Origin of the sequence: Actinomadura napierensis, assembly GCF_039529375.1 — a bacterium.
GTDB classification, from domain to species: Bacteria; Actinomycetota; Actinomycetes; order Streptosporangiales; family Streptosporangiaceae; genus Spirillospora; species Spirillospora napierensis.
Genome location: NZ_BAAAMR010000027.1, coordinates 1 through 15,505, shown reverse-complemented (window position 1 = coordinate 15,505; position 15,505 = coordinate 1). Strand labels below are relative to the sequence as shown.

Sequence of the window (15,505 nt, the reverse complement as noted above, 5' to 3'; positions counted from 1 at the left end):
AACATCTCCCTACAGCCCGCCGCGCACCCGCAGCGCGGGGCCCGGCTCGACAATGACTTCCTTCAGGTCCGCGACCACATGGTCGGCTTCGGTGAGCGCCGCCACCGGCTGGGTGGTGGCGACGCCGACGCAGGTCATCCCGGCCGCCTTCACGGCCGCGACGCCCGCGGGCGCGTCCTCGAACCCGACCGCCTCCCCCGGCGGGACCTCCAGGTCGCGCGCGGCGGCCAGGTACCCCTCCGGGTGCGGCTTGCCGGTGACGACGTCGCCGGCGGTGACGACGATGTCCATCAGGTCGCGGACGCCCAGCGCGCCCAGCAGCCGCTCGGCGTACGGCCGCTGCCCGGACGTGACGACGGCCAGCGGCACGCCGGCGTCCGCCAGCGACCGCACCAGCTCGACGGCTCCGGCGACGGGCACGTCCTCCGGGATGCCGTCCGCCGTCTCGTAGGACACCGCCTGCTCGAACAGCTCCCCGGCGGTGCGGCCGGGGAACAGGTGCGCCAGGTCCTCCAGCACCTCGACGCCGCGGCGCCCCGCGAACGAGGCGATCAGCTCGTCGTCGTACGGCACGCCGTGCGCCTCGAACAGCCGCGACCACATCACGCGGTTGCGCGGCTCGGTGTCCATCAGGGTGCCGTCCAGATCGAACACGGCCGCGCGCAGGCCGATCAGCGCCATCCGGTCAGCTCCATGTGAACAGCTCGGCCCCCTTGACGACCTCGCCCGCCTCCACCACGTCCGACAGCGCGTCCGCGCCGGCGTCCAGCGCCACCACGGCGCAGATGGGCGAGCGGCCGCCGGCCTCGATGACCGCCGGGTCCCAGGCGACGACGCGCTGGCCGGCGGTGACCTGGTCGCCCTCGGCGACCAGCAGCTCGAAGCCCTGGCCCTTCAGCTTCACGGTGTCGATGCCGAGGTGCACGAGGACGCCGTGCTCCTCCTCGTCCACCACCACGTAGGCGTGCGGGTGCAGCTTGACGATCTTGCCGGTGACGGGGGCGATGGCGTGGCCGGGGCCGCGCTCGGGGTCGACGGCGGTGCCCGGGCCGACCATGGCCTGGGCGAACACCGGGTCCGGGACGCCGGCGAGGCCGACCACCCGGCCGGCCACCGGGGACAGTACTCGGGTCATGAGCGGGGGTTCCTTCGGGTCAGTCGAGGATGTCCTCGATGTCGCTGGCGATGGTGTCGGCCTCCGGGCCGACGACGACCTGCACGACGGTGCCGCTGCGCATGACGCCGAACGCGCCCGCCTTCTTCAGCGCCGCCTCGTCGACCCTGCCGCCGTCGGAGACCTCCGTGCGCAGCCGGGTGGCGCAGGGCTCGATGTCCACGATGTTGTCGGCGCCGCCCAGGGCGGCGACGATCGCCTCGGCCTTGTCCATGTCGTTCTCTTCTCTCGGTACGTCCGGTCAGTCCGTCTGGGTGACCTTGTTGAGGCCGCGCGGGACGTCGGGATCGATCCCGAGCCGGCGGGCCAGGTTCTCGACCATGATCTGGCCGGGCACGATGAGGCCGAGCGGCGCCACCCATTCGGGCAGGCCGGGGCCGGGCAGCGCGGCCGTGCAGGCCTTCGCCAGGCCGTCGCCGCCGCCGACGCCGAACGCCTTGGCGCCCGCGCTCTCCACGCGGCGGGCCAGCGCGACGGTGCCGGGCAGCGTCGGGCCGGAGTCGGCCGCGACCAGCAGCGCGGGGGTCTGCGCGTCGACCACGGCGATCGGGCCGTGCAGCAGGTCGGCATAGGACAGGCCCATGGCGTGCAGGTAGCACGCCTCCTTGATCTTCAGGGCGAGCTCCAGCGCGGTGCCGAACGCGATGCCGCGCCCGGACACCACCGTGCCGGGGACCTTCGCCAGCTCCTCGACGATCTCGGGCAGCGCGGGGGACGCCTCGGTCTCGGCGATCATCCGCGCCACCTCGTCGGGGACGCGGCGCAGGTCGTCGACGGCGACGTCGGCACCGAGGCCGAGGCCGAGCACCGACAGCGCGGCGAGCTGGGTGGTGTAGGTCTTGGTGGCCGGGACGGCGATCTCCTCGCCGGCGTCGGTGAGCAGCGCGACCTCGGCGGCCTCCGCCAGCGGCGACCCGGCGCCGTTGGTGACGGCGACGGTGCGGGCGCCGCAGTCCTTCGCCCAGTCGAGGGTCTCGACGATCTCCTCGGTCTTGCCGGACTGGCTGATCGCCACCGCCAGCACGCCGGACAGGTCGAGGCGCCGCTTGTAGGTCGTCGCGATGGACGGGGCCGCGAGGGTGGCCAGCCGCCCGGCGTGCGACTCCACCAGGTAGCGGCCGTACACGGCGGCGTTGTCGGAGGAGCCGCGCGCGATGAACAGCACCTGCCGCGTCTCCCGGGCCAGCGCCCCGACGTCGGGCGTGCGCGGCAGCAGCGCGTCGATCGTCCGGCGCAGCGCGTCCGGCTGCTCACCGATCTCGGCGCGCATCTGACTGGTCATGATCCCCCTCTGGAGAGTTCCTGCCCGTTGATCCAGGTCGTACGCGCCCGATGGTCCGGCCCGAGCCAGACGAGGTCGGCGGCGGCACCGGGCGCGATGCGGCCGAGGTCGTGGCGGCCGATCAGGTCGGCCGGGATGCGGGTCGCGGCGTCCACCGCCGCGGCCGGGTCGACGCCGAGGCCGATCGCGTTGCCGACCGCCTCGTCCAGCCGCAGGCCGGACCCGGCGATGGTGCCGTCGGCGCGCAGCGGCGGGCCCTGCTCGGGCATCGTGATCGGCTCGCCGCCTAGCTCGTAGGTGCCGGGCGGCATGCCGGCGGCGGACGCGGCGTCGGTGACGAGCACGACGCGTCCGGCCGCGGCGCGGAACACCAGCCGTGCGACCTCGGGCCCGACGTGGTGCAGGTCGAGGATCAGGCCGGGGTGCAGCCGGTCGTCGATGAGCGCCTGGACGGCCACGCCGGGTTCGCGGTGGTGGACGCCGCTCTGCGCGTTGAAGATGTGGGTGACCTTGCGGGCGCCGGCGTCGGCCGCGGCGGCGACCTGCGCGGCGGTCGCGTCGCTGTGCCCGACGCTGACCAGCACCCCGGCCACGGTGAGGCGGCGGATCGCCTCCAGCGCGCCGTTCCGCTCGGGCGCGAGGGTGACGAGTTCGACCAGCCCGGTCTCCAGCAGCGTCTCGACCGCTGCGGGCGTCGGGTCGGTGAGGTGCGCGGCGTTGTGCGCGCCCTTGCGCTTCTCGGAGAGGAACGGCCCCTCCAGGTGGACGCCGAGCACGCGCGTGCCGGACGGCAGCTTGGGCAGCAGGTCGCGGGTGCGGCGCAGCGCCTCGGCCTGCGTCTCGACGGGCGCGGTGATGAACGTGGGCAGGAACGAGGTCACGCCGGTCTCGGGCAGGCGCGTGACGACCTCGCGCCATCCGGCCTCGCCGGCGTCCACCATGTCGTGGCCGAAGAACCCGTTGACCTGGAGGTCGACCAGACCGGGGGCGAGCAGCCCGTCCGGGAGGTGCACGTCGGCGCCGGACGGCGCGCCCTCGCCGGCCGCGGTGATGGCACCGTCCTCGACGCGGACGTATCCCGGGGAGACGACGCGGGTAGGACCGTCCGCGGGGGTCATGATCACGCGCTCCGCGGTGATCAGCAGTGATGCCATGGGGGTGCACTCTCCGTGATGCGACCGGCCGCCGCCTGCGCGGCGTACTGGTCTAGTCCGGACTAGACCAGTACGCACCATACTCCACGAATCGGATGGAGCTAAAGATGTCGGCCGGAACTCATCCGGGATCGGCCCGCGACGCCTGGTCGGCGACCTTCGCGGTGCTGCAGCGGATCGGCCGCAGCCTCATGCTGCCGATCGCGGTGCTGCCCGCCGCCGGGATCCTGCTGCGGCTCGGCCAGCCCGACCTGCTCGGCGCGGACGGCCTCGGCTGGGACCGGATCGCCGAGGTGTTCGCCGCGGCCGGCGGCGCGCTGCTGGACAACCTCGCGATCCTGTTCGCGGTCGGCGTCGCCATCGGGTTCGCCAAGAAGTCCGACGGCTCCACCGCGCTCGCGGCGGTCGCCGCCTACCTCGTCTTCGACCGCGTCTCGAAGACGATGTTCGCGCACAGCTCGGCACTGAAGGACAGCGTCGTCCAGGCCGTCCGGCAGGAGGACGGCTCGCTCAAGGAGACGATCGGCTACGGGCTCATCAACCCGACGCAGGTCATCGGCGGCATCGCGGTCGGGCTCATGGTCGCACTGCTCTACCAGCGCTTCTACCGGATCAAGCTGCCGTCCTGGCTGGCGTTCTTCGGCGGCCGCCGGTTCGTCCCGATCGTCAGCGCCGCCGCGGCGCTCGTCCTCGGCGTCGTCGTGGGGTTCGTCTGGCCGACGCTCGGCGGCTGGATCAACGACTTCGGGGACTGGATCACCGGTGCGGGCGCGGTCGGCGCCGGCGTGTACGGAGTGGCCAACCGGCTGCTGCTGCCGTTCGGCCTGCACCACATCCTCAACTCGCTGATCTGGTTCGTGTTCGGGTCGTACCAGGGCCCGGACGGCGTCGTCCACGGCGAGATCAACCGGTACCTCGCGGGCGACCCGCACGCCGGGACGTTCCTGGCAGGGTTCTTCCCCGTGCTGATGTTCGGGCTGCCGGGCGCCGCCCTGGCGATCTGGCGGTGCGCCGAGCCGGACCGGCGCGCCGACGTCGGCGGCCTGATGGTCTCCGCGGCGCTGACCGCGTTCGTCTGCGGGGTGACCGAGCCGATCGAGTTCTCGTTCATGTTCGTCGCACCGCTGCTGTACGGGATCCACGTCGTGCTGACCGGGCTGTCGATGTACCTGCTCGCGGCGGCGCACGCGCAGCTCGGCTTCAGCTTCTCCGCCGGGCTGATCGACCTGCTGCTCAACGCGACCAAGAGCAACACCCGCCATCTGTGGTACGTGGTCGGGCTCGGCGTGGTCTACTTCTTCGTCTACTACCTGGTCTTCAGCTTCGTGATCAAGAAGTTCGGGCTGGCCACGCCGGGCCGCGAGCCGGCCGCGGAGGCCCCGCCCGAGAGCCGTCCGGACGCCCCGCCGGAGCGCGCCACATGACCCCTGACCTGCACGTTCACCTGATCTTGCGGCCGCCGGCACCTGACCCGGCCGTTACGGTTTCGTGCATTGACACGACTTTCTATGATGTGGTCTAGTCCGGCCTAGACCAGTACGAACACGTCGATTCACGCGTCACCCCACCACTCCCGTCAATCCCGTCGATACGGCCGCAGAGGCCATCGAGGACACCCCCAGTGACGACCATCGATCCGCACAGCCCCGTACCGAAGTACTTCCAGCTGCGCGCCATCCTGCTCGACCTCATCGAGAGCGCCGAACTGCCCGTCGACGCCCCGATCCCCTCGGAGCGCGAGCTGTGCGTGCGGTACGGGCTGTCCCGCATGACCGTCCGCCAGGGCGTCGACCATCTCGTGTCGGAGGGGCGGCTCTACCGCGTCCCGGGCAAGGGCACCTTCGTCGCCCGCCCCAAGATCGAGATGCCGCTGCGGCTCGTCTCGTTCACCGAGGACATGCTCGCCCGCGGGCTGCGCCCCGGCGCCGTCGACCTGGACCGCCGCACCGTCCCCGCGGACGCCCGGCTCGCCCGGGTCTTCGAGGTCGAGCCCGGCACCCGGATCCACGTCATCGAGCGGCTGCGCACCGCCGACGGCGAGCCCATGGCACTCGAACGCGCACATATCCTCGCCTCGCTCGCACCCGACCTGCTGGACCGCCGCCTCGCCGACCGCTCCCTGTACGGCGTGCTCGAAGCGGTGTACGGGCTGGTCTTCGACGCCGGCGACCAGACCATCGACGCCAGCCTGGCGGACACGGCCGACGCCCGGCACCTCCAGATCCCCAAGGGCAGCGCCGTGCTGCTCCTGCAGCGCCGCTCCTACACCGGAGGCGTCTGCGCGGAGCTGGGCGTGTCGACCTACCGGGCCGACCGCTACCAGATCCACACGGCACTCGGAAATCCCCCGCCGCACTCCTGACACACCCCCTGAGGAGGGACCTCCCGATGACTTCGACCACCGTGGACGCCGCGCCGCGGCGGGGGTCGCGCGCCCTCGCGGTGCTGCAGCGGATCGGCCGCAGCCTCATGCTGCCGATCGCCGTGCTGCCCGCCGCGGCCCTGCTGCTGCGCTTCGGCCAGCCGGACATGCTCGGCCAGGACGGCCTCGGCTGGATCCGCGTCGCCGAGGTCGTCGGCGGCGCCGGCCAGGCCCTGTTCGACAACCTCCCGCTGCTGTTCGCGGTCGGCGTCGCGATCGGCTTCGCCAAGAAGTCCGACGGCTCCACCGCGCTCGCGGCCGTGGTCGGGTACCTGGTCTTCGACCACGTCACCAAGATCATGTTCTCGCACAGCGACGACCTCAAGGGCTCGGTCGTCCAGATGGTCCACCAGGACGACGGCTCCCTCAAGGAGACGATCGAGTTCGGGTTGAAGAACCCGACGGACGTGCTCGGCGGCATCCTCATCGGCGTCGTCGCCGCGCTGCTCTACCAGCGCTTCCACCGGGTCAAGCTGCCCACCTACCTGGCGTTCTTCGGCGGCCGCCGGTTCGTCCCGATCGTCACCGCGCTCGCCGCGCTGGTGCTCGGCGTGCTGATCGGCTTCGTCTGGCCGGTGTTCGGCGGCTGGCTGACCGACTTCGGCGACTGGATCACCGGCGCGGGCGCGGCCGGCGCCGGCATCTACGGCGTCGTCAACCGGCTGCTGCTGCCCTTCGGCCTGCACCACATCCCGAACTCCCTCATCTGGTTCGTGTTCGGCTCCTACAACGGCCCGGACGGCGTCGTGCACGGCGAGATCAACCGGTACCTCGCCGGCGACCCGCACTCGGGCGGCTTCCTGGCCGGGTTCTTCCCCGTGCTGATGTTCGGCCTGCCCGGCGCGGCGCTCGCGATCTGGCGCGCCGCTCCCCCGCACCGCCGCTCCGCGGTCGGCGGCATCATGATCTCCGCCGCGCTGACCGCGTTCGTCACCGGCGTCACCGAGCCGATCGAGTTCGCGTTCATGTTCGTCGCGCCCGTCCTGTACGGCGTGCACGTCGTCCTCACCGGCATCTCGATGGCCGTGCTCAACGCCGCCGGCGCCCAGCTCGGCTTCGGCTTCTCGGCGGGCGGCATCGACATGCTGCTGAACGCCTCGAAGGACAACACCAAGGGCCTGGCGCTCATCATCGGCATGGGGATCCTCTACTTCTTCATCTACTACTTCCTCTTCAAGTTCCTGATCGTGAAGTTCGACTTCGCGACCCCGGGCCGGGAACCGGAGGACGTGGAGTCGGTCGCCGCCGACCCGGGCTCCAACCCGGAGCTGGCCGGCGGGGAGAAGAAGTCCCGCCGCCGCAAGCCGGCCGCCGAACCCGCCGACTCGCCCACCAAAACCTGACCTGACCTTCCCTCACCCCGCACACGGCGGGGGGGCGCCCCCCCCCCCCCCCCCCCCCCCCCCCCGTCCGCTTTCCCAGCACCCGCCCCACGCTGAAAGACGCCTGGCTCGGTGGAAAGTGGCCGCACGTGGCCAGGAATGTATTTATTCGCGGCCTCACGACTCCTGTTCAAAAACGAGTCGGGAGGTTCCCATGGGTCGACGGCCGGTCAAGCGCTCCGCAGTCCGCATCGTCCGGTATCGCGCCGTGCCATCGCAGCGGACGGACGGTGCGCTGGCGCTCAACCCCGTCAAGGCCGCGGCGTTCCAGGCGCCCGCCCGACAGGCCGCGGCCCCGCCGTCCGCAGGGCACAGGTCGGCGGCGCCGCCGGGTGGCGCCGGGCCTCAGGACGCCGGCGCGCGGCGGGGCGCCGGCGGGATCCGGAGCGGGGCGTCGCCCGGAAGGCTGCGGGTCGTGCGGCCCGGCGACGGGGTGGACGGGGAGGTCCGGGCCGTCGCGGACGCGACGCTGCGGATCGTCGTCGAGGTGCTGGCCGGGACGCGCCCGCCGCACCAGCTGTCCCTGGTCGCGGCGCCGGCGGTGTGCCGCGGCCTGGCCCCGCATCGCCGGACCGTTCCGGGCGGGCGACGGATCGTCCCGCCGCAGGTGCTGTCCAGCCGTGTCCAGCGGCCCTCGCCCGCCATCGCGGAGGCGTCCGCCGTCGTGCTCCTGGCGGGACGCGCCCACGCCGTCGCCCTCCGCCTGGAACACAGGCGCGGACGATGGCGCTGCACGGCGGTGGAGACCACCGCCCCCTGACACGCGCCCCGAAAACGGCGCGAGGCGGCCCCCCGGAAGCCGGGAGGCCGCCTCGCGGCCGCGGTGACCTACTTCTTGTTGCGCGGGTCGCCGTGGCAGCGCTTGAACTTCTTGCCGGAACCGCAGGGGCACGGGTCGTTGCGGGACACGCCCTCGTACTCGTCCTCCGACTCCTCGCTGTGGTGCTCCACGCCGCCCTCGCCGTCGACGGTCGGGGCCGAGTAGTCCAGCTTCTTCGGACGCTTCGGCTCGTCGAGGCCCTTGGCGTGGATGACCGGCTCCTCCTCGGTCTCCGGCGGCACGTCGTCCACCGGCTCCGCCTCCTCCTCGCCGGAGGGGGCGGACTTGGCGACCGACACCGGCTTCGCGCCGACCTGCGGGGCCTCCGGCTGCTCCTCCACCTCGACCTCGAGGTTGAACAGGTAGCCGACCGACTCCTCCTTGATGCCGTCGAGCATCGCGTTGAACATGTCGTAGCCCTCGCGCTGGTACTCGACCAGCGGGTCGCGCTGCGCCATGGCCCGCAGGCCGATGCCCTCCTGGAGGTAGTCCATCTCGTAGAGGTGCTCGCGCCACTTGCGGTCCAGCACCGACAGGACGACCCGGCGCTCCAGCTCCCGCATCACCTCGGAGCCGAGCTCCTCCTCGCGCTTGTCGTAGGCCGCCTGCGCGTCGTCGCGGATCTTCTCGGCGAGGGTCTCGGCGTCCAGGCCGGAGATGTCGCCGCCCGCCTCGTCCTCGACCAGCTGGTCGACGGTGAGGCCGATCGGGTACAGCTGCTGGAACGCCTTCCACAGCTTCTCGAGGTCCCAGTCCTCGGCGAAGCCCTCGTTGGTCGCGCCCGCGACGTAGCCCGCGACGACCTCGTCGAGCATCCGGCGGACCTGCTCGTGCAGGTCCGCGCCCTCCAGCACCTTGCGGCGCTCGGCGTAGATGACCTTGCGCTGCCGGTTGAGCACCTCGTCGTACTTCAGGACGTTCTTGCGCATCTCGAAGTTCTGCTGCTCGACCTGGCTCTGCGCCGACCGGATCGCGTTCGAGACGATCTTGGATTCGATCGGCACGTCGTCCGGGATGTTCAGCCGGGTCATGATCGCCTCGACGCGGGCCGAGTTGAACAGCCGCATGAGGTCGTCCTCCAGCGACAGGTAGAACCGGGACTCGCCCGGGTCGCCCTGCCGGCCGGACCGGCCGCGCAGCTGGTTGTCGATGCGCCGCGACTCGTGCCGCTCGGTGGCCAGCACGTACAGGCCGCCGGCGTCGACGACCTCCTCGTGCTCGCCCTTCACGGCCTCCTTGGCCTTGTCCAGCGCCTCCGGCCAGGCCGCCTCGTACTCCTCCGGCGTCTCCAGCGGCGACAGCCCGCGCTGGTGCAGCTCGAGGTCGGCGCGGAAGTCGGGGTTGCCGCCCAGCATGATGTCGGTGCCGCGGCCCGCCATGTTCGTCGCGACGGTGACGCCGCCCTTGCGGCCCGCCTCCGCGACGATCGTCGACTCCTGCTCGTGGTGCTTGGCGTTCAGCACCTGGTGCGGGATGCCGCGCCGCTTGAGCATCTTGCTCAGCTTCTCGGACTTCTCCACCGACGTCGTGCCGACCAGGACCGGCTGGCCCTTCTCGTGCCGCTCGGCGATGTCGTCGACCACGGCCTCGAACTTGGCCTGCTCGGTCTTGTAGACGACGTCCGCCACGTCGTCGCGGATCATCGGCTTGTTCGTCGGGATCGGCACCACGCCGATCTTGTAGGTCTTGTTGAACTCCGCCGCCTCGGTCTCGGCGGTGCCGGTCATGCCGGACAGCTTGCCGTAGAGGCGGAAGTAGTTCTGCAGGGTGATCGTGGCGAGCGTCTGGTTCTCGTCCTTGATCGCCACGGCCTCTTTGGCCTCGATGGCCTGGTGCATGCCCTCGTTGTAGCGGCGGCCGTGCAGGATGCGGCCGGTGAACTCGTCGACGATCAGGACCTCGCCGTTCATCACGACGTAGTCCTTGTCGCGCTTGTACAGCTCCTTGGCCTTCAGCGCGTTGTTGAGGAAGCTCACCAGCGGCGTGTTCACCGAGTCGTAGAGGTTGTCGATGCCGAGGTAGTCCTCGACCTTCTCCACGCCGGACTCGGTGATGCCGACCGTGCGCTTCTTCTCGTTGACCTCGTAGTCGCCGGGGCCGTACTCGTCGACCTGCCCGGCGGTGCTGACGAGCTCCGCCCGCTTCAGCCGCGGGACGATCTTGGCGAACTCCGAGTACCACTTGGAGTTCTGCTCGGCCGGCCCGGAGATGATCAGCGGGGTGCGGGCCTCGTCGATCAGGATCGAGTCGACCTCGTCCACGATCGCGTAGTTGTGCCCGCGCTGGACGCACTCCTCCAGGCTCCACGCCATGTTGTCGCGCAGGTAGTCGAACCCGAACTCGTTGTTCGTCCCGTAGGTGATGTCGGCGTTGTAGGCCACACGGCGCTCGTCCGGGGTCATCTGCGGGAGGATGACGCCGACCTCGAGGCCGAGGAACTGGTGGACGCGGCCCATCCACTCGGCGTCGCGCTTGGCCAGGTAGTCGTTCACCGTGACCACGTGCACGCCCTCGCCGGACAGCGCGTTCAGGTACGCCGGGAGCACACAGGTCAGGGTCTTGCCCTCACCCGTCTTCATCTCCGCGATGTTGCCCAGGTGCAGCGCCGCCCCGCCCATGAGCTGGACGTCGTAGTGCCGCTGCCCGAGGACCCGCTTGGCGGCCTCCCGGGCGGTCGCGAACGCCTCGGGGAGCAGGTCGTCGAGGGACTCCCCCTCGGCGATGCGCTCGCGGTACTTGTCGGTCAGCTCACGCAACTCGGCGTCGGTCATGTCGACGAAGTCTTCTTCGATCGAGTTGACCTGATCCGCGAGCTTCTTGAGCTTGCGCAGAATTTTTCCCTCGCCCGCACGAAGGATCTTGTCGATGACTGGCGGCACTCTCGAAGGCTCCTTGCAGATCGTGGTTCACCGCTCCTGGCGGCACGCACACCACTCGTACGATGCCCATCGTAGGCGAGACCCAGAATGGTCTAGGTCACTCCGCAGCGCAATCCACGGCCCGGCCCGTTTGACGGACGGGGCCGGGGAGAAGATCTCATGCACCATCGGAGGGGAGGCGCCATGTCCGAACAGTCGCAGTCCGCAGAGTCGCACGGGTCCCACGCCGGCCGGCCGGGTTCCTGGGTCGCCGTCACGATCATCTTCATCGGCTTCCTGGTGGGCGGTGTCGCGCTCTGCAACGGCCCCATGTGGATCATGTTCTGGGTCGGCGTCGGGATCGTCGTCCTCGGGCTGCTGGCCAGCTGGGTCGTCCACCTGTTCTCCGACGTGGTGCTGGACGCCCCGCGGGTGATCCCGGAGATCGTCGACTACACCCTGTTCGGCTCGCGCTCGGCCAAGCGCCGCGGCGGCGAGTCCGGCGAGATCCTCGACCGCCCCACCGCGACCGACCCCCAGCAGACCCCGCACGGCTGACCGCCCCCGCCCGGGGCCCGCGGCCCGAGCGGCCCGGCCCCGGCCGGGCGCCCCGCCGGCGGACGCGGCTCAACTGCGAGAACGCGCCCGGCTCCCCGCGAGCCGGGCGCGTTCTCGCGTCCACCCCGCAAATCGTGGGTCAGGTGGGGTCGGTTTTGAGGGCGGTGTCGATTTTCAGGGCGGCGTCGACGAGGGTGCGGTCCACGTCGTCGGGGACGATCCGCTCCACGCGGACGTCCGTGCAACCGACCCATGCCGCGGCTCGCCACAGCGCGGTGCCCAGCGCGGCGGCGGACGCCTCGGTCCGGGCGGCGGTCCGGGTCGCCCAGGGTTCGAATGTCACCTGGCGGGCGATGAGGGTCCGGCCCTCGCGCGCCGGGTCGACCCGGCCCAGCAGCCGCCCGCCGGACAGCAGCGGCATCGCGAAGTACCCGTGGACACGCTTGGCTTTCGGGACGTACGCCTCCAGCCGGTGGTCGAACCCGAAGACCCGCGACGCGCGGGCCCGGTCCCACACCAGCGAGTCGAACGGCGACAGCAGCGTGGTCGCGTGCCGTCCCCGCGGCGGGGCGGCGAGCGCCTCCGGGTCGGCCCACGCCCGCTGCGTCCAGCCGGCCACCCGCACGGGCACGAGCCCAGCCGCCTCGACGACGCCGGCCACCTGGTCCTGCTTGAGGCGGTAGTAGTCCGCGAGGTCTCCGCGCGTCGCGACGCCGAGCGCCCGCCCGGCCCGCGCGACGAGGGCCGTGAGGCAGGACTCGTCGTCGGGGTCCTGCGCGAGCAGCTCCGCCGGGACGGCCCGCTCCGCCAGGTCGTAGACGCGCCGCCAGCCCACCCGCTCGACGCAGACGACCTCGCCGACGTCCAGCAGCCACTCGATGCCGATCTTGTGCTCGCTCCAGTCCCACCACTCGGCGCTCGCCTTCGCCCCGCCGAGCTCCTTGGTGGTCAGCGGGCCGTCGGCGCGCAGCCGGGCGCGGACCTCCTCGCACACGCCCTCGGGGACCTTGTGCCAGCGCCAGCCCCGCCGCAGGTAGGCGCGGCGGCGGAACGCGAACAGCGGCCAGTCGCGCATCGGCAGCACCGACGCGGCGTGCGCCCAGTACTCGAAGGCGCCGGGCGAGCCGTTCCCCCAGTAGGCGGCCTCGATCGCGCTCCGCTCGACCGGGCCCAGCCGCGCGTACGGCACCAGCTCGTGGGAGCGCGCCAGCACCGAGATGGTGTCCAGCTGGACGGCGCCCAGCCGTTCCAGCATGCCCGTGACTCCGCCCCTCGGCCGCGCGCCCAGGAACCCCTGGGCGCGCAGTTGGAGCCGCCGTGCCTCGTCCGCGCTGAGCTCTGCCTCGACCACGCCCGCGATGCTAGGGCACAACACCGACAAAACCACATTGCCGGTAACCGCGCGCCCGCGGGTCAGGTGATCTCGAGGAGCTTCTCGCGGACGGCGTAGACGACGGCCTCCATGCGCGAATGGAGCTGGAGCTTCTCCAGGATGTTGCGGACGTGGTTCTTCACCGTGTTCTCGGAGATGAACAGCTCGCGTGCGATCTCCCGGTTGCCGAGGCCCCGGGCGACGAGCCGCAGCACCTCCATCTCCCGTTCGGTGAGGCGGGGCGCGGGGACCTGCTGGGTGCGCTCCTCGCTGCGCTTGGCCAGCGACGCGAACTCGGTGATCAGCTTGGACGCCATGGACGGGCTGATCAGCGACTGCCCGCCGTGCACGGCGCGGACCGCCTGCGGGACCTCGTCGATCGAGATCTCCTTGAGCAGGTAGCCGCTCGCCCCGGCCTTGATGGCCTCGAAGAGGTCCTCCTCCTCGTCGCTGATCGTGAGCATGACGATCTTGGCGCTGGGCGCCGCGTCCTTGATCGCCGTGCACGCCTCGATGCCGCTGCGGCGGGGCATCCGGATGTCCATCAGCACCACGTCGGGCAGCAGGTCGCCGGCCATCTCGACGGCCTCGTGGCCGTCACCGCCCTCGCCGATGACCTCGATGTCGTCCTCGGCCTGCAGCACCATCTCCAGGCCTCTGCGGAACAGCGCGTGGTCGTCGACGATGAGCACGCGGATCGGGTCGGCCGCATCGCCCGGCCGCGCGGCCCGCCGCTCGGCGGGGGTGGCGGCGGCGCCGCCCTGCCGGGGCACCGTCACGGCTTCGCGAGCCTCGGGATTCTCGCTCACCTGAGTCGCGGCGTGGAGCAGACGCCGCTCCCCCCCTTCACTGTCAGTGATCTGAAACTACCGGAGGGTCGGGGCCGCCCCGGCGCGATCCCGGCCGCGACGACGCCCCTCAGCCCCTACGTTACGGGGTCTTCCGCCGTTTTCCGCGTCTCGCGGGGCCGACGTCCGCCGACAAAATCCGAGAACGCCGGCCGGCCCGGACGTCCCCGTCACGGGACGGCGCCCGTCGGGCCGGCCGGCGCCGCGTCGATTCCGGTGCCGTTCCTCACTCCTCGACGAGCCTGATCACTCCGTAGTCCCAGCCCCTTCTGCGGTAGACGACCGAGGGATGCCCGGTGGCCTTGTCGCGGTACAGGAAGAAGTCGTGCCCCACGAGCTCCATCTCGAGCAGCGCCTGCTCGATGCCCATCGGCTCGGCCTTGTGGAACTTCTCGCGGACGACGACGGGCCCGTCGCCCTCCATCGGGATGGGGATGATGCTCTCGTCCACCGGCGCGTACACGGCGGCGGTCTCCTCCTCGGCGACCGCCGTGGCCGTGCGCTCCGCCGCACGGGACGTGCTCGCCGGCACCGCCGGAGGCACCGGTTCGGGGAGCGGTTCCATCGTGGCGAGCTTCGGGCGGCCCTTGCCGCCGTGCGCCTTGCGGCGTCCGCCGTCGCGGCGCAGCCGCGACTCCAGCTTGTCGAGCGCCAGGTCGAGGGCTCCGTAGCGGTCGTCGGCGGCGGCCTCGGCCCGGATCACCGGGCCGCGGGAGCGGATCGTGAGCTCCACTCGTTCGCGCTGGTCGGCGAGCCGCGGGTTGCGTTCCTCGGACACCTCCACATCCACGCGGATGACCTTCTGGTCGAGCCGCTCGATCTTGGCCAGTTTGCTGTCGACGTGCCGACGGAACCTGTCGTTGACCTCGGTGTGCCGGCCCCTCACGATGATGTCCACGCGGGACCCCCCTTCTCCCGGTTGCGATTCACGCCCGGTACGGGACCCCTGATGGCCCCGTACGGGCACCACAGCACGGTGGGTCGCACCCGCCCGGCCGACCTGGTCTTCGTCCCCACATCCGCCTGCTGAGGGGCTCGCGGCGCTCTCGCCACTACTGCCCTTCTCCCGGTTCGAAGGATGTCGGATCCCTCGACGGGGCAGGACTTACCTCTAAGGCGCACCGTGATCGGTCGACGAGAAGTCGCCTTACGTGGGCCGTTTCGCCTGCGCCTGGCATCGGCTAGCCGGATCGACTGCCGTGCTCCTGACGAGCACTGCGATCCGACGCAACCACGGACCCGGGCGGGTGCCATGTCAGGAACGCTAACCCCTTACGCCACGAATGTCAGGGGGGTGCGGCGAGGAAAAACTCACGGACCGTCATCGAGAGCCGCCGCAGCGGTGTCGCCGGCCGGGTCCGAGCCGCGGCCCGGACACCGCGAAGGCCCCTGGCACCGGGCGGTTCGGGCCGCCGCCGCGCGCAGGTCAGGCCCGGACGCCCGGCCGGGTGAGTTGGGAAAATCTCTACCCGGCCCATGGGGGGATGTGACCGGAATTACCCGGTATGTCGTCGGACGGGCCCGTCCTCGGCCTCCGCACCGGCTACGCATGGTAGCTACCTGCCTTTCTGGATCATCGACGTGAAGAAAGTCACCGTGCGCGGCGCAGCGGCGTGGCCGCCACGGTCGCCTCGT

Annotated in this window: 14 protein-coding genes and 1 pseudogene; 5 read left to right on the top strand and 10 right to left on the bottom strand. The window is 71.5% G+C overall.

Going from position 1 to position 15,505, the window contains the following annotated elements:
* Nucleotides 1–9: 9 nt before the first annotated feature.
* From ABD296_RS17270 to nagA, 5 genes are read right to left on the bottom strand one after another with little or no spacing between them, the layout of a single operon-like run.
* The gene (locus tag ABD296_RS17270; protein WP_344267678.1) at nt 10–681 is read right to left on the bottom strand and encodes an HAD family hydrolase; all 672 of its coding nucleotides are present in this window, start codon (nt 679–681) and stop codon (nt 10–12) included.
* Between the two features lie 4 nt (nt 682–685).
* Nucleotides 686–1,135 carry a PTS sugar transporter subunit IIA gene (locus ABD296_RS17265; protein ID WP_151538614.1) on the bottom strand — a complete coding sequence of 150 codons (450 nt, stop codon included), beginning with the start codon at nt 1,133–1,135 and terminating at the stop codon, nt 686–688.
* A gap of 19 nt (nt 1,136–1,154) precedes the next feature.
* On the bottom strand, nt 1,155–1,388 hold the full coding sequence (locus ABD296_RS17260) for a PTS glucose/sucrose transporter subunit IIB (RefSeq protein ID WP_285911194.1): 234 nt from the start codon (nt 1,386–1,388) through the stop codon (nt 1,155–1,157).
* 27 nt (nt 1,389–1,415) lie between these two features.
* Complete coding sequence (locus ABD296_RS17255; RefSeq protein ID WP_344267672.1) at nt 1,416–2,456, bottom strand: SIS domain-containing protein; 1,041 nt, start codon at nt 2,454–2,456, stop codon at nt 1,416–1,418.
* Complete coding sequence (gene nagA / locus ABD296_RS17250; RefSeq protein ID WP_344267670.1) at nt 2,453–3,610, bottom strand: N-acetylglucosamine-6-phosphate deacetylase; 1,158 nt, start codon at nt 3,608–3,610, stop codon at nt 2,453–2,455. Before nagA ends, ABD296_RS17255 begins: the two co-directional genes overlap by 4 nt.
* Before the next feature lie 107 nt (nt 3,611–3,717).
* Here nagA and ABD296_RS17245 point away from each other — a divergent pair, with 107 nt between their 5' ends.
* The 4 genes from ABD296_RS17245 (at nt 3,718) to ABD296_RS17230 (ending at nt 8,174) form a co-directional block, all read left to right on the top strand.
* Nucleotides 3,718–5,034, top strand: coding sequence for a PTS transporter subunit EIIC (locus tag ABD296_RS17245; protein WP_344267668.1), 1,317 nt, complete (start codon nt 3,718–3,720; stop codon nt 5,032–5,034).
* A 197-nt stretch (nt 5,035–5,231) separates the two neighbouring features.
* The gene (locus tag ABD296_RS17240) at nt 5,232–5,972 is read left to right on the top strand and encodes a GntR family transcriptional regulator (protein ID WP_344267666.1); all 741 of its coding nucleotides are present in this window, start codon (nt 5,232–5,234) and stop codon (nt 5,970–5,972) included.
* 26 nt (nt 5,973–5,998) lie between these two features.
* Nucleotides 5,999–7,375 carry a PTS transporter subunit EIIC gene (locus ABD296_RS17235; RefSeq protein WP_344267664.1) on the top strand — a complete coding sequence of 459 codons (1,377 nt, stop codon included), beginning with the start codon at nt 5,999–6,001 and terminating at the stop codon, nt 7,373–7,375.
* A gap of 193 nt (nt 7,376–7,568) precedes the next feature.
* Nucleotides 7,569–8,174: an Rv3235 family protein gene (locus tag ABD296_RS17230; RefSeq protein WP_344267662.1), complete on the top strand. Its 606-nt coding sequence runs from the start codon at nt 7,569–7,571 to the stop codon at nt 8,172–8,174.
* 68 nt (nt 8,175–8,242) lie between these two features.
* Here the strand turns inward: ABD296_RS17230 and ABD296_RS50830 are convergent, their stop codons facing one another.
* Both ABD296_RS50830 and secA read right to left on the bottom strand, forming a co-directional pair.
* Nucleotides 8,243–8,323, bottom strand: coding sequence for an SEC-C metal-binding domain-containing protein (locus tag ABD296_RS50830; protein ID WP_455363860.1), 81 nt, complete (start codon nt 8,321–8,323; stop codon nt 8,243–8,245).
* Between the two features lie 248 nt (nt 8,324–8,571).
* Nucleotides 8,572–11,113 (bottom strand): annotated as a pseudogene (gene secA / locus ABD296_RS17225) (preprotein translocase subunit SecA); the annotation flags it as partial.
* Between the two features lie 183 nt (nt 11,114–11,296).
* Between secA and ABD296_RS17220 the strand changes: the two are divergent.
* Nucleotides 11,297–11,650, top strand: coding sequence for an HGxxPAAW family protein (locus tag ABD296_RS17220; RefSeq protein WP_344267658.1), 354 nt, complete (start codon nt 11,297–11,299; stop codon nt 11,648–11,650).
* A gap of 139 nt (nt 11,651–11,789) precedes the next feature.
* Here ABD296_RS17220 and ABD296_RS17215 read toward each other — a convergent pair whose 3' ends face one another.
* From ABD296_RS17215 to hpf, 3 genes are all read right to left on the bottom strand, one after another.
* Nucleotides 11,790–13,001 (bottom strand): winged helix-turn-helix domain-containing protein, encoded by a 1,212-nt coding sequence (locus tag ABD296_RS17215; protein ID WP_344267656.1) that lies wholly within the window; start codon nt 12,999–13,001, stop codon nt 11,790–11,792.
* A 62-nt stretch (nt 13,002–13,063) separates the two neighbouring features.
* Nucleotides 13,064–13,795 carry a response regulator gene (locus ABD296_RS17210; RefSeq protein ID WP_151538674.1) on the bottom strand — a complete coding sequence of 244 codons (732 nt, stop codon included), beginning with the start codon at nt 13,793–13,795 and terminating at the stop codon, nt 13,064–13,066.
* A gap of 301 nt (nt 13,796–14,096) precedes the next feature.
* The gene (hpf, locus tag ABD296_RS17205; RefSeq protein WP_344267654.1) at nt 14,097–14,768 is read right to left on the bottom strand and encodes a ribosome hibernation-promoting factor, HPF/YfiA family; all 672 of its coding nucleotides are present in this window, start codon (nt 14,766–14,768) and stop codon (nt 14,097–14,099) included.
* Between the last annotated feature and the right edge of the window lie 737 nt (nt 14,769–15,505).